Raw genomic sequence first — 24126 nt, 5'->3', positions numbered from 1 at the left:
CCGTGTCACCTAGTGAACGTTCACCCCGGCGCGGGGCCGGGGGGCGGCCCTCTTACGGCCGCGTGGAACGGTGCTGCATGTGCTCGGCGGTGCCTACGTGGTCGCGCTGCTTACGCATGCCGGCCATGCCCAGCAGGCCGAGCAGGCCCAGCAGGCCCCACAGCCCGGCGTTGCCGCCGCCGTCGTCCCTGTTGTTGTCCTGTGGTGCGGGCGTCACCTGGCTCTGAGCGACCGGCTGGACCGGTGTGTCGGCGGTCGCTGCGGCGGCTGGTGCCAGCGTCAAGAAGAACGCCAGGCCCAGCCCGGTGAGCGTCTTGCGCATTGGGTTCCCCCGATCCGGCGGTCTCGGCAACCGCGGAGACCGCCTATCACGCCTTCTCCGACGAAGGCTTCCGATAGCGGGGCGATCTCCAGATCCCCTGCTAAAAGCCCCCTACCATCGTCCTGGCCGCATCAAACGCCTTCTCCCGGCAGGTGGCGGCCGGGCACGCCCGCACGTACGCGGGACTCGGCGATCGCGGCCAGCTCCGCTCTCGCGGACGGGCCGCCGGAGCCGGGCGCGGGCGTCACGGGAGGCAGCAGCGTCACCTCCACGACCAGGTCGCGGGTGGCGGCCACCCGCAGCAGGGACGCCAGCAGCGAGTCGTCCCCCACGAAGCAGGCGCGGGTGGAGGGCCGCGGCCCCTCGCGGTAGCGCAGCGTGGCCGGCCGCACGACGGCCCCCGCGTCGATCGCCGCCTGGAACACCGCCGGGCGGAAGCCGCCCATCCCCCGCCCGCACCACGTGGTGCCCTCGGGGAAGGCGACCACCGTGTCCCCCGCCCGCAGCGCGTCCGCCACGGCCGCCACGGCGCCGGGCAGCGCCATGAGCCGCTCCCTGTCGATGAACAGCGCCCCGGCCCCCGCCACCAGCGTCCCGATGACGGGCCAGCCGGCGACCTCCCGCTTGGCGAGCGGCCTGGACGGCACCGTGGCGGCCACCACGAGGGGGTCGAGCCAGGAGATGTGGTTGGCCACCACGAGCGCTCCCGTACCGGAAGCATCAACAGCCCCGCGCACCTCCAGGCGGATGCCGAGCACCCGCAGCAACAGCCGCGCCCACAGCCGCGTGGGCCGCACCCGGGGCAGCATCCGGCAGGCCAGGGCCACCGGCATGCCACCCAGCACCACCGCGACGACGCCCAGGAGGCGCGCCAGGCGCCGGAGCGGGCTCACCACGGCGGCCGGGTCCCCGACACAGGTGGCGGGCGTGCACGGCCCCAGGGGACGCCACGGGTTGAGCCGCGCCGCCGGTGGCGGCAGGACGGTGCTCACAGGGGCTCGCCGAGGAAGAAGCGCAGGTAGCGGGCGTTGACGTTGGCCATCGACAGCAGCATGAAGAAGTCGGCCGTGCCGAAGTCCCGGTCGTGCGCGGGCGCCCCGCACACCCACGACCCCAGCCGCAGATAGCCGCGCAGCAGCGGCGGCGGCACGAACCGGTCGGGCAGCCCCACCCCGGCCGGCCGCCGCCACGGCGTGCGCGGCCGCACCCGGTGCTCCTCCGGGCCGAGCGGCACCCGCTCCATCACGGCGGCGGCCACCGCGCCGCCGTCGTCGAGCGGCACCGAGCAGCAGCCCGCCAGCCACTGGTGGCCGCCCGCGACCATGTAACGGGCGATCCCCGCCCACATCAGCGCGACCACCGCGCCGTCCCGGTGGTCCGGGTGGACGCAGGTGCGGCCCGCCTCCACCAGGCCCTTCCTGAGGGGCCTGAGCGCCGCGAGGTCGAACTCGCCGTCGGAGTAGAGCCGGTCCGTACGTCCCGGCGGCAGCAGCCGGTACGTCCCCACGACCTCGTCCCCGGCCCGGACGAGCAGGTGGTCGCAGTAGGCGTCGAACCGGTCGGCGTCGAGGCCGGAGACCGGGCTGTCGAGCCGCGCCCCCATCTCCCCGGCGAAGACCGTGTACCGCAGCCGCTGGGCCGCCTGGAGGTCGGCGGGGGTGGTGGCCATGCCGACCGTGTAGCAACCGGTGTCGAGAGAGCCAGGGTCGAGAGAGATCGTCATGGGCGCGTCCTTCCCTGAAGGGTTCTCGCGCCTATGTCGACATGCGGACATGACCGGCACGTCTCACGCCGGCGGCAGCCAGGCGACCGAGAGAAAAAATCCGCAGATCCCCTGGAACGCGGTGGCACGGGTGGAACCCCGCTGTCACGCCCATGAAGGTAGGGCGCCGGCCCCGGACACCGCGCCCACGACCTCAGGAGACCACCATGACCCTTTCAGGCGGCAGCAAGAGCCGGACGCTGCTCGCGGCGGCCGGGCTGGCCGCGGGGCTCACCGCGGCGCTCACGCTCGGCCCCGTCGCCGCCCAGGGCGCCACCATCGACACGATGGCCGCCCAGGGTGACGTCGCGCTGGGCAGCCAGGCGTGCGCCGGCCCGTTCGAGGCGGGCGCGAAGGACATCGTCGCCGCCAGCGGATCGGCCTTCCAGCTCAGCAAGTTCGGGGTGCCCGTCGGCGTCCCCGCCAACTTCGAGCTGCGGCGCGGCGAGCCCGGCACCGACTTCTTCAGCGACGCCAAGGTGGTGCAGCGGGCCACCACCGACTTCTTCGCCACCTCCGTGCAGGCGGGCGACCCGCTCCTGCCCGGCGCGTTCTGGGTGTGCGTGAGCGCGGCACCCGGCGACGTGGTCTCGCGCGTCCCCGTGCACTACAAGCTGTTCCTCGGCAACGGCCTGCCCGCCTGAACGGGCTCCGGACGGCGGAACGCCCACCCCTGCGCGGTGGGGGTGGCGCGGCGCGGCGTGGGCGGCGACGTACTCGGCCACCGCGCCGACGACCGCCCTGGACAGGGCGCCGAGCCCGCGCGAGCCGACCACGACCAGCGCGGCGTCCTGGGAGAGCTCCAACAAGGCGCTCGGCGACGGGGCCCTCGTGCAGGTCCGTCTCGACGGGCACGCCCGAGCTGGCCCGGCGGGCGCAGTCGGCGCCGTGCCAGAGCACGTGCTCGGCCGTCTTGCGCAGCTCGGCCTCGTCCAGCGCCCAGTCGAGCGCCTGGACGGAGAAGTCCGATCCGTCATGACCCAGCACGATCTGCTTCATGCCCTCAGCGTCACTCCTGCTCCGGCCCGCCGGGCCCGCCCTCCCGCGCCGCGCCCGCGCTGACCAACGACTGTCCCGTTCGGGACCTTCGCCTCTGCATCGCGCGCCGTTCGGGAGATGTGATGAAGGCGACCGACACAAGGGCGACAAGGAGGACGCCATGCGCATGACCGTCGCGGACGTGATGACGGCCAAGGTCGTCACGGTCACCGCCACCACCCCGTTCAAGGAGATCGCCGCCATCGCCGCCCGCATGACGCGCCGCGTCAACGGCGTCGTCGACGTGGTCGACAAGCTCACCTGGAAGAGCGACGACTCCGAGTGGGAGGCCAGATAGCCATGCTCGTCCGCGAGGTCATGAGCAGCCCCGTGATCACCGTCCGCCGCACCGACCCCGTGCGCCGGGCGATCCGGACGCTGCACGGCCACGACATCACCGCCGCCCCCGTCGTGGACGACTCCGGCCGGCTGGTCGGCGTCGTCAGCGAGCTGGACCTGCTGCGCGGAGAGTTCGAGCCCGACCCGCGCGCCTCCGTCCTGCCCCCGCACGCGGCGCAGGAGCCGCCGCCCCGGCGGGTCATGGAGGTCATGACCCGCGAGGCCGTCACCGTCACCGAGACCACCGACGTCACCACCGTCATCGACCTCATGGTGGGCAAACGGATCAAGAGCCTGCCCGTGGTCCGCGGCCAGGAGATCGTCGGCATGATCAGCCGCCGCGACCTGATGGCCATGCTGGCCCGCCCCGACGGCGAGCTGCGCGCCGCGGTCGAGGCCGCGCTGCGCGAGCACTACCCGTTCGGGCCGAGCTGGGACGTCGCCGTGCACGACGGCGTCGCCGAGCTGAGCGGGCCGCCGCACCAGCACGCCGACCACATCGCCGACCTGCTCGCCCGCACCGTGCCCGGCATCGTCCGGGTCAAGCACCTCAGGAGAGCGCCATGACAAGCACCGTCGAGAACGTGATGACCACCGAGGTCGCCGCCGTCAACCGCAGCGCCGGCTTCCACACCGTCGCCGAGCTGCTCATCAGCCGGGGCGTCAGCGGCATGCCCGTCCTCGACGACGACAACCGCGTCGTCGGCGTCGTCTCCGAGGCCGACCTGCTGGCCAAACAGGAGTTCAAGGAGCGCTACTACGGCGACGACTACCGGCCGCCGCTGCGCGCCCGCATCCGGCACGCGAGCGGCAGCGAGGGCAGCGGCTACCGCAAGTCGCTCGGCGAGACCGCCGGCGACCTGATGACCAGCCCCGCGCACGTCACCACCCCGGACGCGCCCATCGTGTCGGCCGCCCGCCTGATGGACCGGCACGGCGTCAAGCGGCTGCCCGTCGTCGACCCCGGCGGCCGACTGGTCGGCATCGTCAGCCGCCGCGACCTGATCAAGGTCTTCCTGCGCCAGGACCAGGAGATCGAGCAGGAGGTCCGGACGGCCCTGCACGGCCAGGCCGAGGTCACCGTGCACGACGCCGTGGTCACGCTGACCGGCACCTACGCCGAGCGCAGCCAGGCCGTCACCGCGCTCCGCCTGGCCGGCAACATCGACGGGGTCGTGGCCGTGCGGGACGAGCTGGCGTACAAGCACGACGACATCGCTGACCTGCCGATGTGGGGCGGTGCCTAAGCCAGAGGGCGATGGCCGGTAGCCGCCTGACCGTCACCCCCGATCCGGAGCCCGCGCAGACGACCCCCGCACTTTTATCGGGCGCCCGCCCTCGCACGGCGGGCGCCCGTCCGACACCTCCCCTTACCCCGCGCGGACCACCGCGACCGTGCAGCGGGCGTGGTGCAGGACGCCCCTGCTGACCGAGCCCAGCAGCGCCGAGCGCACGGCTCCGCGCCCGTGGGAGCCGACGACCAGCAGGTCCGCCTCCTCCGACGCCCGGCTGAGCGCCTCGACGGCGTCGGCGTGCCGGACGTCCTCGGTGACGGCCACGTCGGGGTGCAGGCGCGTGAACGGCTCGACCAGCTCCCGCAGCCGCTTCTCGCGGGCGGCCCGGTCCTGCTCCCCCTCGTGCGGCAGCTCGGCGCCGAACGCCTGGACGGGCCGCCGCCAGGCGTGCACCGCCCGGAGCCGGCCGCCCCTCAGCGCCGCCTGCTCGAAGGCGTACGCCAGCGCGGGCCGGCACTCGGGCGAGCCGTCCACCCCCACCACGACCTGCCCGAACGTGGGCCGCCTGGCCCCGTGCACGACCACGACGGGAGCCTCGGCGTGGCCGGCCACCTGGTCGCTCACCGACCCCAGGAGGGGGCCGGTGATCCCGCCCAGCCCCCTGCTGCCCACCACCACCTCGACGGCCGCCCTCCCCTGCTCGCGCAGGATCACCGCGGGTGTCCCCTCCTCCAGCCGGGTCGTCACCTCGACGCTGGGCTGACGCTCGCGCACCAGGGCCACCGCCTCGTTGAGAGCCTTCTGGGCCGCGCGGCGCAACCGGTCCGGCCGGTCCGGGTCCGGGAACCTCGCGATCTGGTACGGCTGCCGATCCACCGCGCAGACGAGCCGCAGGGGCTGGTGCATGCGACAGGCGTCATTGGCGGCCCACGCCACGGCGGCACGTGCCGGAAGGGAACCGTCGACCCCCACAACAATCATGGCGTCCTCCTTCGTCGCCCACCATCAGACCGCAGGCGAGAGGGGGTGTGCAGGGCCGGAAGTCCCGGCCGCCGGGAGTCGAAGGACCGCCGGGCGCGGGCCGCGCCCGCCCTCCTGGCCGCCTCCTCCGGATCCGGCGCCGAACGTCGTACGGGCCCACGACGCGGGACCATCGGCAGGCCGGATTCGGGACCTTCGTCCTTTCGACGGCGTATCCGCTTCGGTAGCGTCGCCCTCATGATTCGTGTGTTCCTGCTCGACGATCACGAAGTCGTCCGGCGCGGCGTGGCCGCCCTCCTGGACTCCGAGGACGACATCGAGGTGATCGGCGAGGCGGGCACCGCCGAGTCCGCTCTCGCCCGCATCCCGGCGCTCAAGCCGGACGTGGCGGTCCTGGACGTGCGGCTGCCCGACGGGAACGGCGTGGACGTGTGCCGCGAGGTGCGCTCCAAGCTGCCGGGGCTGGCGTGCCTGATGCTCACCTCGTTCGCCGACGACGACGCGCTGTTCGACGCGGTCATGGCGGGGGCCGCCGGTTACGTGCTCAAGCAGATCCACGGCTCCGACCTGGTCGGCGCCGTCCGCACGGTCGCCTCCGGGCAGTCACTGCTCGACCCGCAGACCACCGCCGCCATGCTGCAGCGGCTGCGCGACCAGGCCGCCAGGAAGGACCCGCTGGCCGCGCTGACCGAGCAGGAGCGCACCATCCTCGACCTCATCGGCGAGGGGCTGACCAACCGGCAGATCGGCGAGCGCATGTTCCTGGCCGAGAAGACGGTCAAGAACTACGTCTCCAACCTGCTGTCCAAGCTCGACATGCAGCGCCGCACCCAGGCCGCGGCCCTGGCCGCCCGCCTGCGCGCCGACCGCAAGGAGTGACGGCCGCGCCGCCCCCTACAGCAGGGGCGGGACGACGACGAGGCCGTCCTTGTCGGCGAACGGGCCGGTCTCGACGGCGAACGGGCCAGTGTCGGGCAGCGCGGGCCGGTGCCGGGCAGCGCGGCCCGGATGTCGGCCTCCGGCTCCGCCGCTGGCGGGTGAGGACGCGCAGCACGTCCCGCTGGTGCAGGGTGCCCACGATGCGCCCGGCGGCCTGGTCGACCCGCGCGGTCAGCGGCGAACGTCCCCGGTCATGCCGCCGAAAGTCCCACCCGCTTCGCGGGCCGCCGCGGGATCGTCCAGGTCCTGGCAGGGCAGCCGCATGCCGAGCCGTACGGCGGTCCCGGCGGGGCCGGTGGTGAAGACGGCCTCGTCCGTCAGGCGGCGCATCAGCCAGATGCCGCGCCCGCCGGGCGCGCCGGGCGGCGGGAGGGGCGCGTCGGCGAGCGCCGGCGCGGGGATGCCCGGCCCCCGGTCGCGGACCTCGCACAGCAGTACGCCGTCCGCGCGCCACAGCGTGAGCCGGCCCTGCCCGCCGCCGTGCTCCACCGCGTTGACCACGCACTCGTTGATCGCGATGAGGAAGTCGTCGAGCCGCTCACCCCGAAGTCCCCGGTGGCGCGCCGCGACCCGGAGCACGCGGCGGGTGCGGTGCAGGCAGTGCTCGTCGAAGCGCAGGACGGTCATCCTGGACATCACGTCATCCGATGTCGTTGACGGCGACGGACGTCCACGCCGGTCCTGCCGGATCCGTTCATGCCGATTCTTCTCATGGCCTCATCGTCCGGCGGATGCGGCCCGCCGGTCAGAGGCCACGGTCACCCAGGGGATGGACCTTCGGCCCCTTGCCAGTGCCTGTTCTCGGATGCCGCACGCACATGGACACCCGCCGAGAGGATGCGGCGGCCCCAGTCCGGCCGGCCTCGCCATCGGGCAATCGTGACTGCCGATCACTGCCCGATCCGGCCGGGCCGGGACCGCCTGGGGATGGGGATGCCTCTCGCACCTCGGCGGGTGTCCGCTTTTCATGATCGGGGACGGGGTGAGCACCGACCAGGGCCGAAGGTCCCATGGCGCGAGGACGCCCGTCCCACGGCCGAAGCTCAGAAAGCCGGGGATGTCCCACGGCCGGCGGTCAGGAAGCCAGGACGTCCCATGGCCGGGGCCTCAGGAGGCCGGGACGGGGAACGAGGTCGCCAGGCTCTCGCCCCACTGCCGGGCCCGGTCGAGCTCCCCGCCCACCAGCGGCCCCTCCGTCCCGGAGACGTAGAAGCTCTGCGCCGGGGCGGTCACCTTGACGCCGACGCGGCGCAGCCGCTTGGCGACGGCGCGGGCGGCGGAGCCCGGCATGCGCGGCTTGGCGACGCGCGTGTCGAAGGCGGCCGAGGCGAGCCCGGCGGACGAGGTGCGCAGGGCGGCCAGCCACTCCCGCACGCCAGCCCCTTGGGAGACCAGCGGCCGGGTGGCCTGCTCGGCCGCGGACCTGCGGGTGGAGGCCCGGCTCATGGAGAAGGCGTGCGTGGGCCCGCCCACCACGAGCAGCCCGACCTGCGGCCCCACCACGGCGGGCGCGGCGCCGGCCTCGACCACCTCGGCCCGCATCCGGGTCGCCAGCCCTGCGGCGACCGCCTCGGCGATCTGCTTGGTGTTGCCGAACATCGACTCGTACACGACCAGCGCGTCCATCACGTCGTCTCCTGTCGGTTGTCGTGGGGCAGGACGGGTTCGAGGTGGAACATCCCGGTCATCACCTCGCTCGGCTCCTCGGCGGACTCTGTGCGGCCGGCGACGGCCGCCAGCACGTCCCTGGCCGTGACCAGCCCGACCAGGCCCTCGCCCGACACCACGGGGACGGCGTCGCAGCCGGCGTCGAGCATGCGGGCCGCGACCCTGCTCAGCAGCGTGTCCCGCCGCACCCTGGGCACCGGCCCTGGGCCGAGCAACGCGCGGACGGGTCGGCCGGACTGCTCCTGCGGCCCGCCCGACCAGGTGGCGGCGAGCCGTTCGCGGGTCAGGATGCCCAGCACGTTCCGGCCGTCCACGACCGGCAGGTGGTGCACCCCGGCCCTGCGCATCAGCTCCCACGCCATCAGCGGCGACTCCTCGGGCTTGACGACCACCAGGACGCGGCTCATGACCTGCCCCGCGGTCAGCGTCTGCACGTTCATGACTCCTCCTCGATCCGCTGCCGCACCACCGCGACCGGGCAGGTCACGTGATGCAGCACGCCGTGTCCGACCGAGCCGAGCACCGCCGAGGCGAGGCCGCCGAGCCCTCGCGAGCCCACGACGACCAGGTCCGCCGTCCGGCTCGCCTTGGCGAGCGCGGAGACGGGGTGGTCGCACACCTGCTCGTCGGTGATGACGAGGTCGGGGTTGCGCTCGCGCCAGGACGCGGCCTGCCCGGCCGCCCGGTGGAACTCCTCGCGCCTGGCGTCCTCGATGACGGTGCCGTAGCCGACGGCATACGGGGAGGCGAGCGGCACCTGCCACGCGTACAGGATGTGCAGTTGCGCGCCTCGGGCCCTGGCCTGCTCCACGGCGTACGCCATCGCGGCCGCGGAGTGGTCCGACCCGTCGTACCCGGCCACGACCCTGTCGTGGCGCAGCGGCGAGGGCGCGCGCACGATGACGACGGGGCCGGCGGCGTGCCCGGCCAGGGCGAGGCCGGCGGAGCCGAGCACCATGCCGGCGAACCCGCCCCGCCCCCGGCCGCCCAGCACCAGGCTGTCGGCCCGCTCCGACTCGGCGCGCAGGCGCTCGACGACGTGGCCGTCCAGCCGCTCGCCGGTCACCTTGACGTCGCGGGTGAGCCGCCGCGCCCGGCCGACGGCGGCCTCCAGCAGCGCGGCGCACTCCGGCGGGCTCGCCCCTTCCGGGCGCCGCCGGCACACGTGCACGACGCGCAGGGACAGCCCGCGCCGCTGGGCGTCGGCCGCCGCCCACTCCACGGCCGCGGTCGCCGGTGCGGATCCGTCCACGCCGACGACGATGTGACCGATCATCACGCCGCTCCTTCCGCCGGGCCCGACCCCCTCACCTCCAGCTTCGCCCTTTCTGCCGCGCCGTGCCCAGGCAGGAGGTCCCGCGCGGCAGGGCCGTTGGTCCCCGACGGTCAGGGTGTGGGGGGGTGGAGGCGGTCTTGGTGACGGTGACGCTGTGGGCCGGGTTCGGAGCAGGCACGCGGCGCGGTCGGTCCGGCACTGGCCCGCGCTGCCGCAGGCGCACCGCCCGCCGGGCTGGATCGCGTGGTGGACGCCCGGTACGGACGGCTCGTCCTGCGACGAGCCGTGCGTGGCGGTCGTCATGGCCGTGGTCAGCGGGGCGGCGCCGAGGCCGCGGAGGTGAAGGAGATCCACACGTCGGGCGGGGCGTCGGGCCGGTGCGGGACGGGCAGTCGTTCCTCCGTCCACGCGTCGCCGGCCAGCTCCGTGGCGACCCGCCGCCAGAACGCGACGCCGGCCGTGTTCGCGTCCTGGAAGGCGATCCGCCAGCGGCCGGGGTGACGGGCGATCACCTCGCGCACGACGGTCAGGCCGATCCCGGACCGGCGGGCGCCGCGGACGATGAAGAAGCTGTTCAGCACGCGCTCGGGGCCGGACAGCGCGCGTACGAACGCGAAGCCGACCGGCGAGTCGCCGCTGGTGAACAGGTAGGCGATCCAGTCGTCGCCCTTGAGCGCGGCGCGCAGCCGGTCGCTGTGGTAGGTGCCGTCGGGGCTGGGCAGGCCGCCCTGGAAGTCGGCCATGTCGTGGCGGAACATCAGCCACAGGCGCTCGGCGACGGGGTGGTCGGCGGCGGTCATCGGCCGCACGGTCACAGGTATGGAGGTCATACATGAAGCTTCCGGCCGGGAGCGAACCCGACCGGAAGGCACAACATAGCAGATGTGATCATGGGGTGGTCACGGCGGCCCCCGTGATCGACGACGACCAGTACAACGCCCTGGCCACCTGCGCGAACAGGCCCTTGGGATGGTTGCGGAACATCGGCTCGGTGCCGAAAAGCACCACGGTGGCGCCCCGCTCGTCCCGGCCGCTGATCACGGCCGCCTGGCCTCTGGCCGCGTCCTGGCCGCCGCCGGAGCCGTCGGCCCTGGGCCGCCAGTGGCCGGCGACCAGCGGGCCGTCCGCCGCGTACGCCTGCTCGACCGTCACCTCGGGCCCCAGGCCGGTGAACCAGAGCGGCGAGTACACGAACGAGTGGGCGGGCGAGCCGCCGCCGGTGGCCCCGCCCGACACGACGCGGACCACGCCGTTGCCGTCGGGGTTGCCGGCGACCGTGGTGGCGGTCAGCAGGCCGGCGGCGGTGTTGAACGCGGCGCCCGTCCTGCCGCGCGTGACGACGCCGCCGCCGGCGAGGAACGCGTCGAGCGCCGCCCTGGCCGCCGGGTTCAGCGCGGCGTGGTTGAGCCCGCTGGAGACGTACAGGACGTCGGTGGCGCTCCAGTCGAAGCCCGCGTTCAGCACCGCGGTCGAGACGGGCGTGACGGGGAAGCCCAGCTCACGCAGGGTGAACAGCTCGTCCGCGGACGCGGCGGCGGCCACCCGCACCTGGCCGAGCGGGGTGCCGGTGGCCGTGCCCGCCGGGGTGAAGGCGACGCCGTAGCGGTCGGCGACGGTCCTGGCGGCCTGCCGGGCCTGGGCCGGGACGATCGCCCGGCCGCCGTCCCACGTCACCGCGACGCCCTGGGCGAGCAGGTCGTTGAGCGCCCTGACCTCCTTGGCGTCGTCGACGCGCAGTGCGAGCGGGCCGGGCGTGCGTGGCACCGAGCCGGTCGGCGCGGCGGCCCGCACCGGCTCCGTGTGCGCGCGCAGCGACTGGACCGGCTCGACGGTGGCGCCCCACAGCAGGGCGTGGCTCCAGCCGGAGATGTCGTACATGGCGGACACCCTGGGCGAGATGTCGGCGCCCGGCTCCAGCATGACGTTGGCCAGGCCGCGTTTCGGCTGGCGCAGGTCCACGACGTACGAGCCGGCCGGGTACGTCCGGCCGCCCGCGCGGAACGCGGAGCGCGCCCGCTCCACCCGCACGTCGTTGGCGATCAGGTGGTCCACCAGCCGGGCGGCGGCCGTGGCCGAGCGCTGCCCCGCCCCGGCCGGGATCACGTACGCGCGCGGGAACGTGGTGGTGTAGACGTCCTCGGGCCCGAACCCCGGCACGATGCCGAGCGGCACGGTCCTCGCGGGCTCGCCGGCCGCGCCGCGCCGGAACATCTCGATCTGGTCGGCGATCAGCCGGTCGTGCCGGTCCAGCACGAAGCCGTAGGCGGCGCGCACCGCGGCGGCGGCCACGTCGGTGTTGACGGCCGCGCGGCGGCGCAGCTCCTCGACGGGCTCCTCGCTGTAGGCCGGCTCGTTGACCTCCAGCGGGATCTCCACGGTGTGCGCGGCGACCGTGCCGTGGAACGGCGCGTACTGCGGGGTGAAGATCGGCGGCCAGTCGTCCCAGCCCTCGTCGGAGTCGCGGAACGGGATCTGCACGGGCTCGACGCCGTCCTTGTCCGGCGTGTAGCCGAGGCCGTTGACCGCGGCCTCCATGCGCAGGCCGTTGGCGTAGGTGTTGGTGATGAACAGGTCGTACTCGTAGTTCGCGCCGTGCGGCGGGGTGGTCGGCTCGATGAGCGTGCCGTTGACGTAGCCGTGCAGGTCGAGCAGGGTGACCGGCTGCGTGTCGATGATCGCTTGGCGCATCGCGCGCGCCTCGGGCTGGGAGGCGGTGACGAAGTCGCGGTTCAGGTCGAAGCCGGCGCCGTTCTGGCGCACGCCGTTGACGCGGCCGTCGGGGTTGGCGGTGACGTTGAAGTACAGGCGGGTGCGGGCGAGCAGCCCGGCGACCGCCGGGTCGGTGCTGGTGGCGAGCTGCTCGATCGTGCGCAGCGCGGCGTCGGTGCCCTCCCACTCGTTGCCGTGGATGTTGGCGTTGATGAAGATCGGCGCCTTGTACCGTGCGGCCAGGCCGCGGTCGCGGGCGGCGACGGCCGGGTCGTTCTCGATGCGCTCGCGGATGCGGGCCTGCTCGCGGGCGCGGGCTGGGCTCTCCGGCTCGGTGACGGTGACGAGGTAGAGGTCGCGGCCCTGGTACGAGCGGCCGATGATCTCCACGCTGACCCGGTCGCTGCGCTGCTGAAGCTCGTTCAGCCGGGGCGCGATGCCGTGGTAGGGCACCAGGCCGAGCTTGATCGAGGCGTCGGCCGGGTTCTCCGGCGGCAGCGGGAGCCGCGTCCGGCGGGGGTAGCCCCGGTCGCGGGAGTGCCCGTACGGCTGCGCCTCGGGCGCGGCGGCGGCGCGGGCGGCCTGCTCCGGGACGCCCGCGGCGACGTCGTTCCGCTCGGGGCCGTTGCCGAAGTCCCGGACGGCCGGGGGCGACGGATCCGGGCCGGCCAGCGCGGCGGGGGCGGGGACGGCGAGGAGCGCGGCCGCGACGGCCGCGGTCAGGGAGCGGCGCATCACCGCTCCTTGTAGTCGGCGGCGATGCCGATGAGCGAGATGAGCCCGGTGGCGAACTCCATCGCCTCCGCGTGCCCCTCCTCGAACGGCGGCTGGAAGCCCACGCCCTCCCACGTGCGGGTCGCCGGGTCCCACAGGTCGGCGCCGACCTCGAAGTCCCAGCCGTAGATGCCGTGGTCGTACCAGAGCTCGTCGGCGGAGTTGCCCGCCGCCGAGTACAGCACGTCCGTGACGGGCCCGGTCTGCTGCGGCCAGATGACCGTGCCGCGCTCACCGGCGATGGCCTGCTCGATCGTGCGGGCCGAGCGCAGGAAGTACGCCTCGTCCTGCGGCGTGGGCCGGGGCAGGGTGACGCGGCCGTCCAGCTTGTACGCGCCGGGAGGCCACATGAAGAAGCCGCCGTAGCTGTGCACGTTCATGGCGAAGCGGATGTTGCGGTACTTCTGGGCCAGCCAGATGACGTTGCGGCTCTCCGGCTCGGAGTGCTCGCCCGGCCCCGCGTACGTGCCGCTCTGGCAGTTGGCCGAGGCGCCGAAGTAGCCGTCGGACAGCGAGCCGACCGCGTAGTTGCGGTTGACGTCCACGCCCCAGGTGTTGCGCAGCGCCGGGTCGGACTGCTGCGCCGGGCAGTGGTTCGTCATGTTCTTCCGCTGGGAGTTGAAGTCGTAGAAGCTGTAGTTCGCGCCGTCGGGGTTGACGGTCGGCACGATGAAGATGTCGGTGCGCTCCAGCAGCCGGCGGGTGGCCCGGTCGTGCGCGTAGTTGCGCAGCAGCCGCTCGGCCGCCTCGATCGTGACCAGCGGCGTCACCCACTCGCGTGCGTGCTCCTGCGCGTAGGCGAGCACGCCGGTGCGCGAGCCGTCGCGCCGCTCGCCGATGCGCAGCGCGAGCACCTGCGCGGGCGCGCGGGGCACGTCGGCGGGCGCGTTGAGGAAGTCGTCGAGCTGGACGGGCGGCGCGGCCGCCATGACGCCCGCGCCCGGGTCGGTGCGGTACAGGGACGCCTTGACGGGGATGCCGGGCACGGCGTTGACGGCCGCGACGACCTGGGCGGCGGTGCTGACCGGCGTGCCGGAGGCGTCGGTGGCCAGGCTGACGGTGATCAGCTTGCCGCTGACGGTGACCCGCAGCGGCCGGTCGGGCGCGCCGGGCGCGGCCAGCTCGACGGACAGGTCGTTGCCGCCCTCGGAGCCGTACGCGTTCGAGGTGACGACGACGGCCGCGCCGGGCGGCGTGCCGATCAGCGCCTGCGCGTGCCTGCGGTAGCCGTTGGTCCGGTACGGCAGCGCGATCAGGTCCGTGAGCCTGGGGAACTGGCGGTGCAGCGCCTTGATGCGCTCGTTGAGCTGCGCGGGCGGCATGTACTGGGTGACGAAGTCCTTCTGGTAGCCGCGGCCGTTCTGGTCGGGCCGCGCGCCGTCGGGCCATTCCCTGACCCGGGCCTGCGCCGTGCCGCCGCCGGTGGAGGTGACGGTGATGCGCAGCGGCCGGTCGTCGGCCGGGACGGGCGTGCTGAACTGGTGCCCCAGGTAGGCGCCCGCGTCCACGTACGCGACCATCTCGGCCTGCCCGCTCGTGCCGCGCCTGCCCTGCCAGGTGACGGTGAGCGTGGCGGCCTCGGCGGCGCTGCTGCTGGCCTCGACGGACAGGAAGTACCCGTCGCGGGACCTGAACCAGACCGCCCGCTCGACGACCACCTGGTCCTGCTGCGTGGCGGTGGCCTTGGGGGCCGCCGGCGCCGGGCTTCCGGACGCCCGGCTCACGCCCTCCGGCAGGGCGGCGAGCTGGCTGGGCGTCAGGACCGCGTCGATCCGGACGCTGCCGTCAGGCTGCGGGCGTACGCGTTCGGTGAGATCGGCGCCCGACGCCACGAGCCGCTCCATGGCCGCCGCGTCCGGCACGGACAGCGTGACCAGGGAGACCGGCTCGGGATCGGCCGGCCCGGCGGCGACCGCCGGAGCCGATGGCGCAGGTGCCAGGAATGTCGAGCCGACGATCAGCAGAACGACCGCGGACGCCCGTAAGCCATGCATGTGCCCCTCCAGGAAGATCCCTTCTGGGGCTCATTGAAAGCCGACAATCACCAACCGGCAAGACCCAGGAGGCTACCCGGCGGTGGTGACGTGCGGCACCGCCTCGTACGCCGCCCAGTCGGCGCTGATCGCGCCCGCGGTCTTCAGCAGCAGCGGCAGGTGCTCCTCCGTCAGCTTCTCGACGGAGGTCTCGGCGGCGTGCGCGTTGACGTTCACCGCCGCGATGACGTTGCCGAGCCCGTCGCGCAGCGGCGCCGCCACCGACCTGATGCCCAGGGCGAGCTGCTGGTCCGTCACCGCCCAGCCCTTGGCCCGCACCGCGCGCAGCGCCGCCTCGCGCTCCTTGGCGTCCGGCCGCCAGCGCGGCTCGATGCCGGAGCGGCTCGGCTCGGCCAGCACCCGCTCCACCTCGGCCGGCGGCAGCGCCGCCAGCAGCACCTTGCCCAGGGACGTCGGCAGCGCCGGGAACCGGGTGCCGATCTGCACCGACAGGGCCACGATCTTCGGCACGGAGACCCTGGCCACGTACACGATGTCGGAGCCGTCGAGCTGGGCGATCGAGGACGACTCGCGCGTCCGTGCGACCAGCTCCTCCAGGTGCGGGCGGGCCACCTCCCACAGGCTCATCGAGCGCACGTACGACACGCCCAGCTCCAGCACGCGCGGCGTCAGCGCGAAACCGCCCGGCTCCGGCCTGGCATAACCCAACTCCTGGAGGGTGAGCAGGATGCGGCGGGCCGTCGGGCGGGCCAAGCCGGCGGCCGTCGCGACCTCCGTCAGCGACATGACCGGGCGGCCCGGCTGGAAGGCCCTGATGACGTCGAGGCCGCGGGCCAGGGCCTCGATGAAGTCAGGTCCGGTCTCACCACGTGCCATGTACGTCCCCGCTCGTTCCTGGATCTGCCTGATCCGACTTTAGGGGCTCCTACAGACGGTGAGTGGAGTCGCTGCGGTAGTCCGTGTACGTGTACGGGTTGTCGAGCACCTTCGTCGTGGGAATGTCCGGGTTCATGCCCTTCTCCCACGCCTCCTTCCCCATCTCGCCCTTCAGGTAGTCGATCGTGCGCTCCACCTCTGCCCGCGCGGCGGCCAGGTCGATGCCGACGAGGCGGTGCTCGTGCTTGACCACCCGCCCGTTGACGAGCACGGTGTGCACGTCGCCGCGCTGCGCCTGGAACACGACGTGCCCGAACGGGTTGAGCAGCGGGAACGACACGGGCGAACCATCGTTCTTGATGAGCACCAGATCGGCCTTGCGGCCCGGCGCGAGGACGCCGAGGTCGTCGCGGCCGAGCGCGGCGGCGCCGCCCCGGGTGGCCCAGTCCACGACCTGGTCGGCGCGCAGCGCGGCGTGCGTGACCGTCTCGCTCCTGGCGTGCGCCTCCAGGTGCTCGCGGGACCGGTCGGCGCCCAGCGTGGCGCGCATCGCGGAGAACAGGTCGCCGCTCCACCAGACGCTGGTGTCCATGGACAGGGAGACCGGGATGCCGTGGGCGCGCAGGGCCCAGGTGGGCGGGTAGCCCTGGCCGGCGCTCTGCTCGCTCTCCGTCGAGACCGACACGGAGCCGCCGGTGGCCGCGATGCGGTGGTAGGAGTCGGCCGACAGCGAGGCGGCGTGCACGTAGATGGTGCCCGGGGTCATGAAGCCGTGCTCGTGCATGAGCCTGATGCCGTCGTCGCCGGTCGCGCCCCACACGCCGGCGTGCGTGGTGACGGCCACGCCGAGGTCGCGGGCCACCTCGAACGCGGGCCGCTCCGGGAAGGACGGGTCGCCGAGCACGTCGAAGGCGAGCTGGAAGCCGAGCAGGCCGTCGCCGGTGATCCTCCTGCGCACGAAGTCGCGCAGCTCCGGCGCCGTCGCCCACGCGGCGGGCGGCTGCTGGATGTTGCCGTACGCGAGCACGTACCGGCCGGGCACCGACCGCAGCGCGTCGGCGGCGGCGTCGGCGTGGTCGGGGGTGCGCAGGCCGTGCGACCAGTCGACGACGGTGGTGACGCCGGCGTCGAGGGCCTCGATCGCGGCCAGCGTGTTGCCCGCGTGCACGTCCTCGGGCCGGAACAGCTTGCCGTACTCCAGGTAGAACCAGACGAAGTACTGGGTGAGCGTCCAGTCGGCACCGTAGCCGCGCAGCGCGGTCTGCCACATGTGCCGGTGCGTGTCGATCATGCCGGGCAGGACGATGCCGCCGGACGCGTCGATCTCGGCCGTGCCCTCCGGGACCTCCAGGCCGGGGCCGACGGCGGCGATCGTGTCGCCGGCGATGAGGACGTCCGTGCCGGGCAGCACGCGGCGGGCGTCCGGTGGCCCGTCCATGGGGAGCACGGTGCCGCCGCGCAGCACCAGGGGACGTCCCGCCTCGAAGTCGTTCATGGCACGCTCCTCGCTTGCGAACAACTGTCCGCTGTACGGTCACCGTCACTGTGATGAGCGGGCGATCGCCTGTCAAGAAGGTTGACGCCCGGCTCCACGCATGCTGTGATCACGTCTACGGACATTCGTCCGTTACGCGGACGCGAGGTGGGAGCTGCATGACTGACGGGCCGTTGTCCGGCGTGCTGGTGGCCGACTTCTCCAGGATCCTGGCCGGGCCCTACGCCACGATGCTGCTGGCCGACCTGGGGGCCGACGTCATCAAGGTGGAGGGGCCGCAGGGCGACGACACCCGCACCTGGACGCCGCCCGCGCGCGGCGACACCTCCACGTACTACCTCGGGGTCAACCGCGGCAAGCGCTCGATCGCGCTGGACCTGCGCGACGACGGCGACGCGCGGCTCGCCAGGGAGCTGGCCCGGCGGGCGGACGTGCTGGTGGAGAACTTCCGGCCGGCGGCCTGGCCAAGTACGGGCTCGACCACCCGGCCGTCTCCGCCCGCAACCCCGGCGTCGTGTACGCCTCCATCAGCGGGTTCGGGTCGGGGGCCGGAGCGCGGGTGCCCGGCTACGACCTCATGGTGCAGGCCATGTCCGGGCTCATGAGCCTCACCGGGGAGCCGGACGGGCCGCCGTACCGGGCCGGCATCTCCGTGTTCGACGTGATGGCGGGCAACCACGCCGTCATCGGCGTCCTGGCCGCCCCTGCGGCACCGCGACGCCACCGGGCAGGGGCAGCACGTCGAGGTCAACCTCATGTCCTCCGCGCTGACCGGGCTGGTCAACCAGAGCTCCGCCTACGTGGCGGGCGGCGTCGTGCCCTTCCGGATGGGCAACGCGCACCCGAGCGTGTTCCCGTACGAGCCACTGCCCACCGCCGACCACGACCTCATCGTGGCCGCCGCCAACGACGGCCAGTTCAGGAAGCTGTGCGAGGTGCTCGGCATCCCCGAGGTCGCCGACGACCCGCGCTTCGCCCGCAACGCCGACCGCACCGCCCGCCGCGACGAGCTGCGGCCCCTGCTCGTCGAACGGCTCGTCACCCGGCCCGCCGACGAGTGGTTCGCGCTGCTGGTGGAGGCCGGGATACCGAGCGGGCCGATCAACACGATCGACGGCGGGTTCGCGGTGGCCGAGCGGTTCGGGCTGGAGCCCGTCGTGGTGGTGGGCGAGGGCGAGCGGGCGGTACCGACCACGCGGCACCCGATCCGCTTCTCCGAGACACCCGCCGGGTACGCGCTCCCGCCGCCCGAACTGGACGAGCACGGGGCTGAGCTGCGCAAGTGGCTGGAGGGCGGCGCCGATGCCTGAGCGGGCCGAGGACGCCCGGCCGCCTGGAGACGCGGCGGGCGTGCGGGCGGGCGGGGACCCCGCCGCGGACGTGCGAGGGGTCGGGGACGCCACTGCCGGGGCGCGTCCCGAATATCCCACCGCGCTCGGTGCCTCCACCCGCAAGGAGATCACGCTGCTCGGGCACGACCTGGCCGCCGACGTCATGGGCGAGGTCGGGTTCGGCGAGCTGGCGTTCTGGCTGGCCACGCAGCGCCGCCCGGCGCCCGGCGAGGTGCGGGTGTTCGAGGCGGTGCTGGCGGCGCTGGCCGATCACGGGTTCACGCCGACCGCGATCGTCACCCGGCTGACGTACCTGTCGGCGCCCGACTCCGTCCAGGGGGCGCTGGCGGCCGGGCTGCTCGGCGGCGGCTCGCGCTTCCTCGGCGTCACCGAGGACTGCGGCCGCTTCCTCAACGCGGTCGTCGCCGGCCTCGACCCGCTGCCCTGCGACGACACCGCCTGGGACGCGATCGCCCTGGAGACCGTGCGGGGCCGGCGCGAGTCGGGCCGGCTCATCCCCGGCCTCGGCCACCACGTGCACAAGGACGGCGACCCGCGCACGCCCAGGCTGTTCGAGATCGCGGCGGAGGAGGCGCTGTTCGGGCCGCACCTGTCGCTGTTCGCCGCCATCGGCCGGGTGCACCCCCAGGTGCTCGGCCGGACGCTGCCGCTCAACGGCGCCGGCGCGTGCGGGGCCGCGCTGGCCGACCTGGGGCTGCCGCTGGAGCTGCTGCGCGGCTTCGCGCTCCTCGCCAGGACCGCCGGGCTGATCGGCCAGCTCGCCGAGGAGCTGCGCCGGCCGGTGGCCAACGAGATCTTCCTGTCCGTGGACCTGAACAACCGGTCCGTCCCGCCCGAGCCGTACCCCGATGGAGGCCCGCATGGCTGAGCACGTCGATGGAGGTCCGCATGGCTGAGGTCGTCGCCGTCATCGCGTCCACGCACCACCCCTTCTACTACCGCGCCAGCACCGCGACCGGCGCGGAGCGCCCGCCGTTCGCCGACGAGTGGGTACGCAAGGTGATGGCGTTCCGGGAGACGCTGACCAGAGCCAGGCCGGACGTGCTGGTCATGGTCGGCTCCGACCACTTCCACCAGCTCTGGCTGGACAACATGCCGCAGTTCCTGATCGGCAAGGCCCCCTTCTACGACGCGAACTTCTACAACGAGGAACGCGAGTTCGGCCTGCCCCGCATGGTGTGCCAGGGGCAGGAGGACCTGTCGGCGCACCTCCTGCGCGAGGGCCTGGACGCCGGCTTCGACCTGGCCTTCTCCAACGAGCTGCGGATCGACCACTCGATCACCTGCCCGATCATCACCCTGCGCCCGCAGAACGACCTGCCGATCGTGCCCGTCTACACCAACATCTTCGCCCCTCCCCTGCCCCAGCCGAAACGGTTCGTGCAGCTCGGGCGGACCATCAGGGAGCTGGTGGAGTCGTGGCCGTCGCGGCAGCGGGTCGCGATCATCGGCACCGGGCACCTGTCGCTCGAGCTCGGCGGGCCGCGCCAGTTCGGCCCGCACGGCCCCGACCCCGAGTTCGACCGCAAGGCCGTCGAGTGGATCTCCACCGGCGACATCGAGGGCTGCCTGGCCGAGGTCACCCTCGACAGCCTCCACCTGCCCGGCAACGCCACCCACGGCTTCATGGACTTCATGCTCATGATGGGCGTCGCCGGCGACGGCCGAAAGGCCGACTACGTCGACACCTACGACCTGTTCCACACCATGGAGGCGTACTTCACCTGGTACCCCGACGGAGGCGGCGGCTCATGAGCAAGTACCTGCTGAACAAGTTCCTGTTCACCGTCGACCGCGACCCCGACCTCGTGGAACGCTACCGCGCCGAACCGCGCGCCACCGTCGAGTGGTGGGAGTCCACCTACGCCAACCGCATCCTGGGCTGCCACGCCGGCGAGTCGTCCACGTGGCTGTCCTTCGACGACACCGAACGCGAGGCGCTGGCCACGCACGACTACCCGCGGCTGTTCGAGCTGGGCGCGCACCCGTTCCTGACGCTGACGCTGTTCATCGCGATGTTCGAGCGCGACCATCCGCCGCTCGGCTTCCAGACGGAGTACGCGCGGCGGCTGGCCCACGTACGCCTGCCGTACCCGGACATCGCCACCTGATGCCCCTGGAAACGTGCGCGTCCGCAGGCGACGCGGCCGGCTCGCGCGTCCGTCATCCAGTCAGCTCATCCAGGTCACGCTGACTGCGTACGGTCTCCGGATGTGAGCGGCCCAGGGCACGGAGCCTGCCGTCCACTGTCGTCCGCAGTTCACTCCTGCCGCGCTCCACAGCACCCCGCCGGCACAGCAGCATGGCCAGGGTGTGCCGGGTTCTCAGCGTGGCAGGATGATCCACGCCGAGCAGCCGCCGCTGTGCGTCCAGCACCTGCTCGCACATCTCCTCCGCCCGTGCGTGATCGCCCTGGCCGGCCAGCGTCACGGCCAGGCTGTGCCGGGTCCACAGGGTGTCAGGGTGATCGGGGGGTAGCGCGCGCCCCCGGACGTCCAGCACGTGTTCGAGAAGCTCGCGTGCGCCGGCGTACTCCCCCTGAGCACCCTTCAGAACGGCGAGGCTGTGCTGGGTCCACAGGGTGTCAGGGTCGTCAGCGCCCAGGAGGAGCTGCTGGGCCTGGAGAACCTGCCGGTACAGGCGCTCAGCCTCGCTGTACGTGCCGCGCTCCGCCAAGAGCGATGCGAGGTTGCGCAATGTCCACAACGTCGCCTTGTGCTCGGCACCGAGGGTGCGCCGCTGGGCGGCGGAGACCATTCGGTAGAGCCGCTCGGCCGGTTCGTGTTCGCCCAGCCGGTGCAGGATGGTCGCGTGGCTGTGCTGCAGGCCCAGCAACGAGGCATCGTTGCGCGGCAGGCGCGTCGTGGCCGCCAGGGCTTGTCCGGCGAGTTGGTGCGCGGCGAGGAAGGAGCCGCTCAGCTTGAGCATGCGGGTGACCGCCGTGGCTGTCACGGCCAGGTGGCGCAGGTCCCGGCGGGATGGCCGGTTCGTGCTCTCCAGCAGGGCGCGCAGGTGCCGGTCGACCAGCGCCCAGATCGGCCACTGGTCGGGCCGCTCGGAGTCGAGCTCCTGGGACGCCGCGTGGAGCAGTCCGACGGCCTTGCTCCACGCATGGGCGGCGTGCGGCGTCGAAGCTCTGACGGTCTCGGCCACCAGGGGATGCAGCCGCACGCCGCGTACCCCGTCCTCCTCCACGACGTCGATGACGCTGACGCGCCCCAGCGCCGCTCGTGCGCAGATGGCGTCGTCGACCGTGCACCGGGGCAGCAGCCCCGCCAACTGCTCCGGCCTTGTCACGATCTCGGGCACCGGATGGGCGGCGAACTGGGCCAGAACGCGGACCAGCGTCGTCGCCGCCTTGACGCCCTGCCGCTCCAGGGTCTCCAGAGACAAGTGCCAGGTTCTGGACACGAGCTCACGGTCGGACCGTTGACGGCGGGCGTCGGAGCTTTGGCTCAACGTGCCGAGCGGATCGGATGCGAGCGCCTGCCGGTAGGAGGTGAAGGTGTCGTAGCGGGCGTGCGAGGAGCCTATGTAGCTGCCCGCGAGATGCAGGGCCAGCGGGAGGTGGTGCAGGTCGCGGGCGAGGTCGTCGGCGCGTTCCGGGTCGCCGGCCTTCGGCGCGAGATCGCGCAGGACGTCGGAGGCGGCATTCTGCGCGAGATGTCCGATCTCGTGGATCCGGCTCAGCGGTCCCCATGTGGCGGGGTCACGGTCTCGCGAAGTGATGAGGATCATGCAGGCACGTGTGGCGCGTACCCAGCCGTTGCCGTCGGCCACTCGTCCGTCGGTGAACACCGCGTGAGGGTCGTCGGCGTTGTCGAAGACCAGGAGCGGCCGGGCGAGCGGCTCCTTCCGTTCCAACGCCTTCCAGAACACGTCGCAAGCGTTGCGTCTGCCCGCGAGCGCTTCCCTGACCACTCCGTCGGGTACACCGAGGTCGTCCTGCGCGGCCCGCAGCAGCAGGACGGTGAGCCGTGTGTGATCGCTCGCATCCACCCACCACACCTGATGCCCGGCATCCGCCAGCTCTGCGACCAGGCACAGGGCGATCGTCGTCTTCCCCGAGCCGCCCAGCCCGGCCAGCACATGAACGTGTGGATCTCGAGTACGCACCGCATCTCGCAACTCGTCCAGCACGCCCTCCCGGCCGAGCACGCGGATGGGGAGCCTGCCGACCGGAGCCTGCGCGGTCGGGAAGGACGCATCCGGCTCGTCCCGCTCCAGCTCCGTGAGGGTTACGGCGGCGACGTGACGAGCCTTGCCGCGGCGCCGACGCGCCAGGATCGGCACGAGCGCCAGTGGGAGTGCCGCCAGACTGGCGAGCGCTCCGATGGCTTCCCAGGGCATGCCTCCACCATAAGGAAGGATGCGCTGCCGATCCCCGGGACGAACAGCTTGCTATCGAGCGGCTGCCGGCCTGTATCCGGATACAAGCTGTCCGCCCGATCGTGGCCGTCCTCGCCGCACACCTGGTCGGGAGGCTGCGTCCTTCGCCTCCATATCGATCCATTTAGGCGGCAAGAATGCGGCAAGAACGACGTCATCACAGAAGTCCCGGCCGTGCTGACCTACGCTGCCCGCATGGCTTTTCTCATCCCGGAGATCAAGGTCGGCCTGGCCGAGCTCGGCGGCGGGCCTGCCACCCGGTGCGCGAAGTGTGGCGAGCGCGCCACCCTGTACTACGTCGATCCGGCGAACGGCAGCTCCACCTACGTCTGCACCGCCGACGCCGGCCCCGAGGTGGAGGCCATGCTCCTGCGGTCCGCCGACTGACCGCTCCCCCGCAGGGGGGAGGCGTCTCCCTCGCGCACGGGAGTGCCGCCCGGCCCGCCCGTCCTACGGTCGGGGCCATGCTGATCTCCTCCGACCGTCCGCGGCGCTGGCCGGCGTGCGTGATGGCGCTCCTGCTGCTCGGGTACGCCGCCGGCAAGGCCGCGTTCGCCCTCCAAGCCCGGCTCGGCTTCCCCGGCGGCCCGCCCGTCCCGGCCGCCGAGGCCGCGGGCTACTTCCTCGACCCGGCGCTCGGGCAGTGGCTCGCGTGCGCGTCCGGCCTGCTGGGCGCGGTCATCGCCCTCGCCACCGTCACGACGGCGGGACGCCGCCGCGTGCCCAGGGCGCTGATGCTGGTGGTGCTGGCCGTGATGACGCTGGCCGTGCTGGGCGGGGGCGGGATCATGGCCCTGGACGGGTTCGTGGGGATCGGGGTGGGGTGGCGGTGGTACCACGGGCTGCTCGGGATCGTCGCCATCGTCCTGACGGTGGAGATGTCGCGGTCGTACCTGGTGGTGACGCGCGCGGAGGACGCCGAGGTGATGCCGTGACCAGAGCCAGGCGAGCGGAGCGGCTCATCAGCGCCCGGCCGG

General features: G+C 73.3%; 25 protein-coding genes and 2 pseudogenes. 12 read left to right on the top strand and 15 right to left on the bottom strand.

The window, feature by feature from the left end; all coding sequences use genetic code 11:
* Nucleotides 1-52: 52 nt before the first annotated feature.
* The 3 genes from KIS93_RS01915 to KIS93_RS01905 form a co-directional block, all read right to left on the bottom strand.
* Nucleotides 53-322 carry a WGxxGxxG family protein gene (locus KIS93_RS01915; protein ID WP_080037769.1) on the bottom strand — a complete coding sequence of 90 codons (270 nt, stop codon included), beginning with the start codon at nt 320-322 and terminating at the stop codon, nt 53-55.
* A gap of 131 nt (nt 323-453) precedes the next feature.
* Nucleotides 454-1314, bottom strand: a complete 861-nt coding sequence (locus KIS93_RS01910) for a lysophospholipid acyltransferase family protein (RefSeq protein ID WP_186403530.1) — start codon at nt 1312-1314, stop codon at nt 454-456.
* Complete coding sequence (locus KIS93_RS01905; RefSeq protein WP_080037768.1) at nt 1311-2045, bottom strand: GNAT family N-acetyltransferase; 735 nt, start codon at nt 2043-2045, stop codon at nt 1311-1313. Before KIS93_RS01905 ends, KIS93_RS01910 begins: the two co-directional genes overlap by 4 nt.
* A 206-nt stretch (nt 2046-2251) precedes the next feature.
* Between KIS93_RS01905 and KIS93_RS01900 the strand changes: the two genes are divergently transcribed.
* A complete protein-coding gene (locus KIS93_RS01900) occupies nt 2252-2728 on the top strand; it encodes a hypothetical protein (RefSeq protein WP_186403565.1) in 477 nt (158 codons plus the stop codon).
* Nucleotides 2729-2830: 102 nt separating this feature from the next.
* On the opposite strand, the pseudogene KIS93_RS01895 reads toward KIS93_RS01900, so the two are convergent.
* Nucleotides 2831-3061: pseudogene (locus tag KIS93_RS01895) on the bottom strand (hypothetical protein); the annotation flags it as partial.
* Between the two features lie 182 nt (nt 3062-3243).
* Between KIS93_RS01895 and KIS93_RS01890 the strand changes: the two are divergent.
* From KIS93_RS01890 to KIS93_RS01880, 3 genes are read left to right on the top strand one after another with little or no spacing between them, the layout of a single operon-like run.
* A complete protein-coding gene (locus KIS93_RS01890) occupies nt 3244-3420 on the top strand; it encodes a CBS domain-containing protein (protein WP_155126786.1) in 177 nt (58 codons plus the stop codon).
* Between the two features lie 20 nt (nt 3421-3440).
* Nucleotides 3441-4028, top strand: coding sequence for a CBS domain-containing protein (locus tag KIS93_RS01885; protein WP_186403529.1), 588 nt, complete (start codon nt 3441-3443; stop codon nt 4026-4028).
* Nucleotides 4025-4708, top strand: coding sequence for a CBS domain-containing protein (locus KIS93_RS01880; RefSeq protein WP_080037766.1), 684 nt, complete (start codon nt 4025-4027; stop codon nt 4706-4708). The genes KIS93_RS01885 and KIS93_RS01880 overlap by 4 nt, the downstream gene beginning before the upstream one ends.
* 123 nt (nt 4709-4831) lie before the next feature.
* Here the strand turns inward: KIS93_RS01880 and KIS93_RS01875 are convergent, their stop codons facing one another.
* Nucleotides 4832-5677, bottom strand: a complete 846-nt coding sequence (locus tag KIS93_RS01875) for a universal stress protein (RefSeq protein ID WP_080037765.1) — start codon at nt 5675-5677, stop codon at nt 4832-4834.
* Nucleotides 5678-5914: 237 nt separating this feature from the next.
* On the opposite strand from KIS93_RS01875, the gene KIS93_RS01870 reads away from it, so the two are divergent.
* On the top strand, nt 5915-6556 hold the full coding sequence (locus KIS93_RS01870; protein WP_080037764.1) for a response regulator transcription factor: 642 nt from the start codon (nt 5915-5917) through the stop codon (nt 6554-6556).
* 231 nt (nt 6557-6787) lie between these two features.
* On the opposite strand, the gene KIS93_RS01865 is transcribed toward KIS93_RS01870, so the two are convergent.
* The 9 genes from KIS93_RS01865 to KIS93_RS01825 form a co-directional block, all read right to left on the bottom strand.
* Nucleotides 6788-7252: an ATP-binding protein gene (locus KIS93_RS01865; protein WP_080037763.1), complete on the bottom strand. Its 465-nt coding sequence runs from the start codon at nt 7250-7252 to the stop codon at nt 6788-6790.
* A gap of 471 nt (nt 7253-7723) precedes the next feature.
* Nucleotides 7724-8242 carry a flavodoxin family protein gene (locus KIS93_RS67215; RefSeq protein WP_080037762.1) on the bottom strand — a complete coding sequence of 173 codons (519 nt, stop codon included), beginning with the start codon at nt 8240-8242 and terminating at the stop codon, nt 7724-7726.
* Nucleotides 8242-8724: a CBS domain-containing protein gene (locus KIS93_RS01855; RefSeq protein ID WP_080037761.1), complete on the bottom strand. Its 483-nt coding sequence runs from the start codon at nt 8722-8724 to the stop codon at nt 8242-8244. Before KIS93_RS01855 ends, KIS93_RS67215 begins: the two co-directional genes overlap by 1 nt.
* A complete protein-coding gene (locus KIS93_RS01850; RefSeq protein WP_080037760.1) occupies nt 8721-9560 on the bottom strand; it encodes a universal stress protein in 840 nt (279 codons plus the stop codon). The genes KIS93_RS01855 and KIS93_RS01850 overlap by 4 nt, the downstream gene beginning before the upstream one ends.
* Nucleotides 9561-9871: 311 nt before the next feature.
* Nucleotides 9872-10390: a GNAT family N-acetyltransferase gene (locus KIS93_RS01845; RefSeq protein WP_080037758.1), complete on the bottom strand. Its 519-nt coding sequence runs from the start codon at nt 10388-10390 to the stop codon at nt 9872-9874.
* A 58-nt stretch (nt 10391-10448) separates the two neighbouring features.
* Nucleotides 10449-13004, bottom strand: coding sequence for a M14 family zinc carboxypeptidase (locus KIS93_RS01840; protein ID WP_080037757.1), 2556 nt, complete (start codon nt 13002-13004; stop codon nt 10449-10451).
* Nucleotides 13004-15037 carry a M14 family zinc carboxypeptidase gene (locus tag KIS93_RS01835; RefSeq protein WP_080037756.1) on the bottom strand — a complete coding sequence of 678 codons (2034 nt, stop codon included), beginning with the start codon at nt 15035-15037 and terminating at the stop codon, nt 13004-13006. Before KIS93_RS01835 ends, KIS93_RS01840 begins: the two co-directional genes overlap by 1 nt.
* A gap of 72 nt (nt 15038-15109) precedes the next feature.
* Nucleotides 15110-15913: an IclR family transcriptional regulator domain-containing protein gene (locus tag KIS93_RS01830; RefSeq protein ID WP_080037755.1), complete on the bottom strand. Its 804-nt coding sequence runs from the start codon at nt 15911-15913 to the stop codon at nt 15110-15112.
* A 49-nt stretch (nt 15914-15962) separates the two neighbouring features.
* On the bottom strand, nt 15963-17408 hold the full coding sequence (locus tag KIS93_RS01825) for an amidohydrolase family protein (protein ID WP_080037754.1): 1446 nt from the start codon (nt 17406-17408) through the stop codon (nt 15963-15965).
* A 53-nt stretch (nt 17409-17461) separates the two neighbouring features.
* Between KIS93_RS01825 and KIS93_RS67210 the strand changes: the two are divergent.
* The 5 genes and pseudogenes from KIS93_RS67210 to KIS93_RS01805 form a co-directional block, all read left to right on the top strand.
* Nucleotides 17462-18069 (top strand): annotated as a pseudogene (locus KIS93_RS67210) (CaiB/BaiF CoA transferase family protein); the annotation flags it as partial.
* Nucleotides 18070-18163: 94 nt separating this feature from the next.
* Nucleotides 18164-18718 (top strand): CoA transferase, encoded by a 555-nt coding sequence (locus KIS93_RS64410; RefSeq protein ID WP_246005155.1) that lies wholly within the window; start codon nt 18164-18166, stop codon nt 18716-18718.
* Nucleotides 18711-19628: a citryl-CoA lyase gene (locus KIS93_RS01815; protein WP_080037752.1), complete on the top strand. Its 918-nt coding sequence runs from the start codon at nt 18711-18713 to the stop codon at nt 19626-19628. Before KIS93_RS64410 ends, KIS93_RS01815 begins: the two co-directional genes overlap by 8 nt.
* Nucleotides 19629-19648: 20 nt before the next feature.
* Nucleotides 19649-20515 (top strand): DODA-type extradiol aromatic ring-opening family dioxygenase, encoded by an 867-nt coding sequence (locus KIS93_RS01810; RefSeq protein WP_080046608.1) that lies wholly within the window; start codon nt 19649-19651, stop codon nt 20513-20515.
* Complete coding sequence (locus KIS93_RS01805; protein WP_080037751.1) at nt 20512-20871, top strand: hypothetical protein; 360 nt, start codon at nt 20512-20514, stop codon at nt 20869-20871. Before KIS93_RS01810 ends, KIS93_RS01805 begins: the two co-directional genes overlap by 4 nt.
* A gap of 52 nt (nt 20872-20923) precedes the next feature.
* Here KIS93_RS01805 and KIS93_RS01800 read toward each other — a convergent pair whose 3' ends face one another.
* Nucleotides 20924-23110: a tetratricopeptide repeat protein gene (locus KIS93_RS01800; RefSeq protein WP_080037750.1), complete on the bottom strand. Its 2187-nt coding sequence runs from the start codon at nt 23108-23110 to the stop codon at nt 20924-20926.
* A gap of 234 nt (nt 23111-23344) precedes the next feature.
* On the opposite strand from KIS93_RS01800, the gene KIS93_RS01795 reads away from it, so the two are divergent.
* Nucleotides 23345-23536, top strand: a complete 192-nt coding sequence (locus tag KIS93_RS01795) for a hypothetical protein (protein WP_155126783.1) — start codon at nt 23345-23347, stop codon at nt 23534-23536.
* Nucleotides 23537-23613: 77 nt separating this feature from the next.
* Nucleotides 23614-24084 (top strand): hypothetical protein, encoded by a 471-nt coding sequence (locus tag KIS93_RS01790; protein ID WP_080037748.1) that lies wholly within the window; start codon nt 23614-23616, stop codon nt 24082-24084.
* The last annotated feature ends 42 nt before the right edge of the window (nt 24085-24126 follow it).

The organism is [Actinomadura] parvosata subsp. kistnae (assembly GCF_900323885.1).
In the GTDB taxonomy this organism is placed as follows: domain Bacteria; phylum Actinomycetota; class Actinomycetes; order Streptosporangiales; family Streptosporangiaceae; genus Nonomuraea; species Nonomuraea composti.
The sequence above is the reverse complement of the archived record's forward strand: the minus strand, read 5'-3'. Positions and strand labels throughout refer to the sequence as shown.

Coding starts and splice junctions, on each gene's coding strand:
- KIS93_RS01915 (WP_080037769.1), bottom strand. CDS start 322: ATGCGCAAGACGCTCACCGGGCTGGGCCTGGCGTTCTTCTTGACGCTG.
- KIS93_RS01905 (WP_080037768.1), bottom strand. CDS start 2,045: ATGACGATCTCTCTCGACCCTGGCTCTCTCGACACCGGTTGCTACACG.
- KIS93_RS01900 (WP_186403565.1), top strand. CDS start 2,252: ATGACCCTTTCAGGCGGCAGCAAGAGCCGGACGCTGCTCGCGGCGGCC.
- KIS93_RS01890 (WP_155126786.1), top strand. CDS start 3,244: ATGCGCATGACCGTCGCGGACGTGATGACGGCCAAGGTCGTCACGGTC.
- KIS93_RS01885 (WP_186403529.1), top strand. CDS start 3,441: ATGAGCAGCCCCGTGATCACCGTCCGCCGCACCGACCCCGTGCGCCGG.
- KIS93_RS01880 (WP_080037766.1), top strand. CDS start 4,025: ATGACAAGCACCGTCGAGAACGTGATGACCACCGAGGTCGCCGCCGTC.
- KIS93_RS01875 (WP_080037765.1), bottom strand. CDS start 5,677: ATGATTGTTGTGGGGGTCGACGGTTCCCTTCCGGCACGTGCCGCCGTG.
- KIS93_RS01870 (WP_080037764.1), top strand. CDS start 5,915: ATGATTCGTGTGTTCCTGCTCGACGATCACGAAGTCGTCCGGCGCGGC.
- KIS93_RS01865 (WP_080037763.1), bottom strand. CDS start 7,252: ATGTCCAGGATGACCGTCCTGCGCTTCGACGAGCACTGCCTGCACCGC.
- KIS93_RS67215 (WP_080037762.1), bottom strand. CDS start 8,242: ATGGACGCGCTGGTCGTGTACGAGTCGATGTTCGGCAACACCAAGCAG.
- KIS93_RS01855 (WP_080037761.1), bottom strand. CDS start 8,724: ATGAACGTGCAGACGCTGACCGCGGGGCAGGTCATGAGCCGCGTCCTG.
- KIS93_RS01850 (WP_080037760.1), bottom strand. CDS start 9,560: ATGATCGGTCACATCGTCGTCGGCGTGGACGGATCCGCACCGGCGACC.
- KIS93_RS01845 (WP_080037758.1), bottom strand. CDS start 10,390: ATGACCTCCATACCTGTGACCGTGCGGCCGATGACCGCCGCCGACCAC.
- KIS93_RS01840 (WP_080037757.1), bottom strand. CDS start 13,004: ATGCGCCGCTCCCTGACCGCGGCCGTCGCGGCCGCGCTCCTCGCCGTC.
- KIS93_RS01835 (WP_080037756.1), bottom strand. CDS start 15,037: ATGCATGGCTTACGGGCGTCCGCGGTCGTTCTGCTGATCGTCGGCTCG.
- KIS93_RS01830 (WP_080037755.1), bottom strand. CDS start 15,913: ATGGCACGTGGTGAGACCGGACCTGACTTCATCGAGGCCCTGGCCCGC.
- KIS93_RS01825 (WP_080037754.1), bottom strand. CDS start 17,408: ATGAACGACTTCGAGGCGGGACGTCCCCTGGTGCTGCGCGGCGGCACC.
- KIS93_RS64410 (WP_246005155.1), top strand. CDS start 18,164: ATGTCCTCCGCGCTGACCGGGCTGGTCAACCAGAGCTCCGCCTACGTG.
- KIS93_RS01815 (WP_080037752.1), top strand. CDS start 18,711: ATGCCTGAGCGGGCCGAGGACGCCCGGCCGCCTGGAGACGCGGCGGGC.
- KIS93_RS01810 (WP_080046608.1), top strand. CDS start 19,649: ATGGCTGAGGTCGTCGCCGTCATCGCGTCCACGCACCACCCCTTCTAC.
- KIS93_RS01805 (WP_080037751.1), top strand. CDS start 20,512: ATGAGCAAGTACCTGCTGAACAAGTTCCTGTTCACCGTCGACCGCGAC.
- KIS93_RS01800 (WP_080037750.1), bottom strand. CDS start 23,110: ATGCCCTGGGAAGCCATCGGAGCGCTCGCCAGTCTGGCGGCACTCCCA.
- KIS93_RS01795 (WP_155126783.1), top strand. CDS start 23,345: ATGGCTTTTCTCATCCCGGAGATCAAGGTCGGCCTGGCCGAGCTCGGC.
- KIS93_RS01790 (WP_080037748.1), top strand. CDS start 23,614: ATGCTGATCTCCTCCGACCGTCCGCGGCGCTGGCCGGCGTGCGTGATG.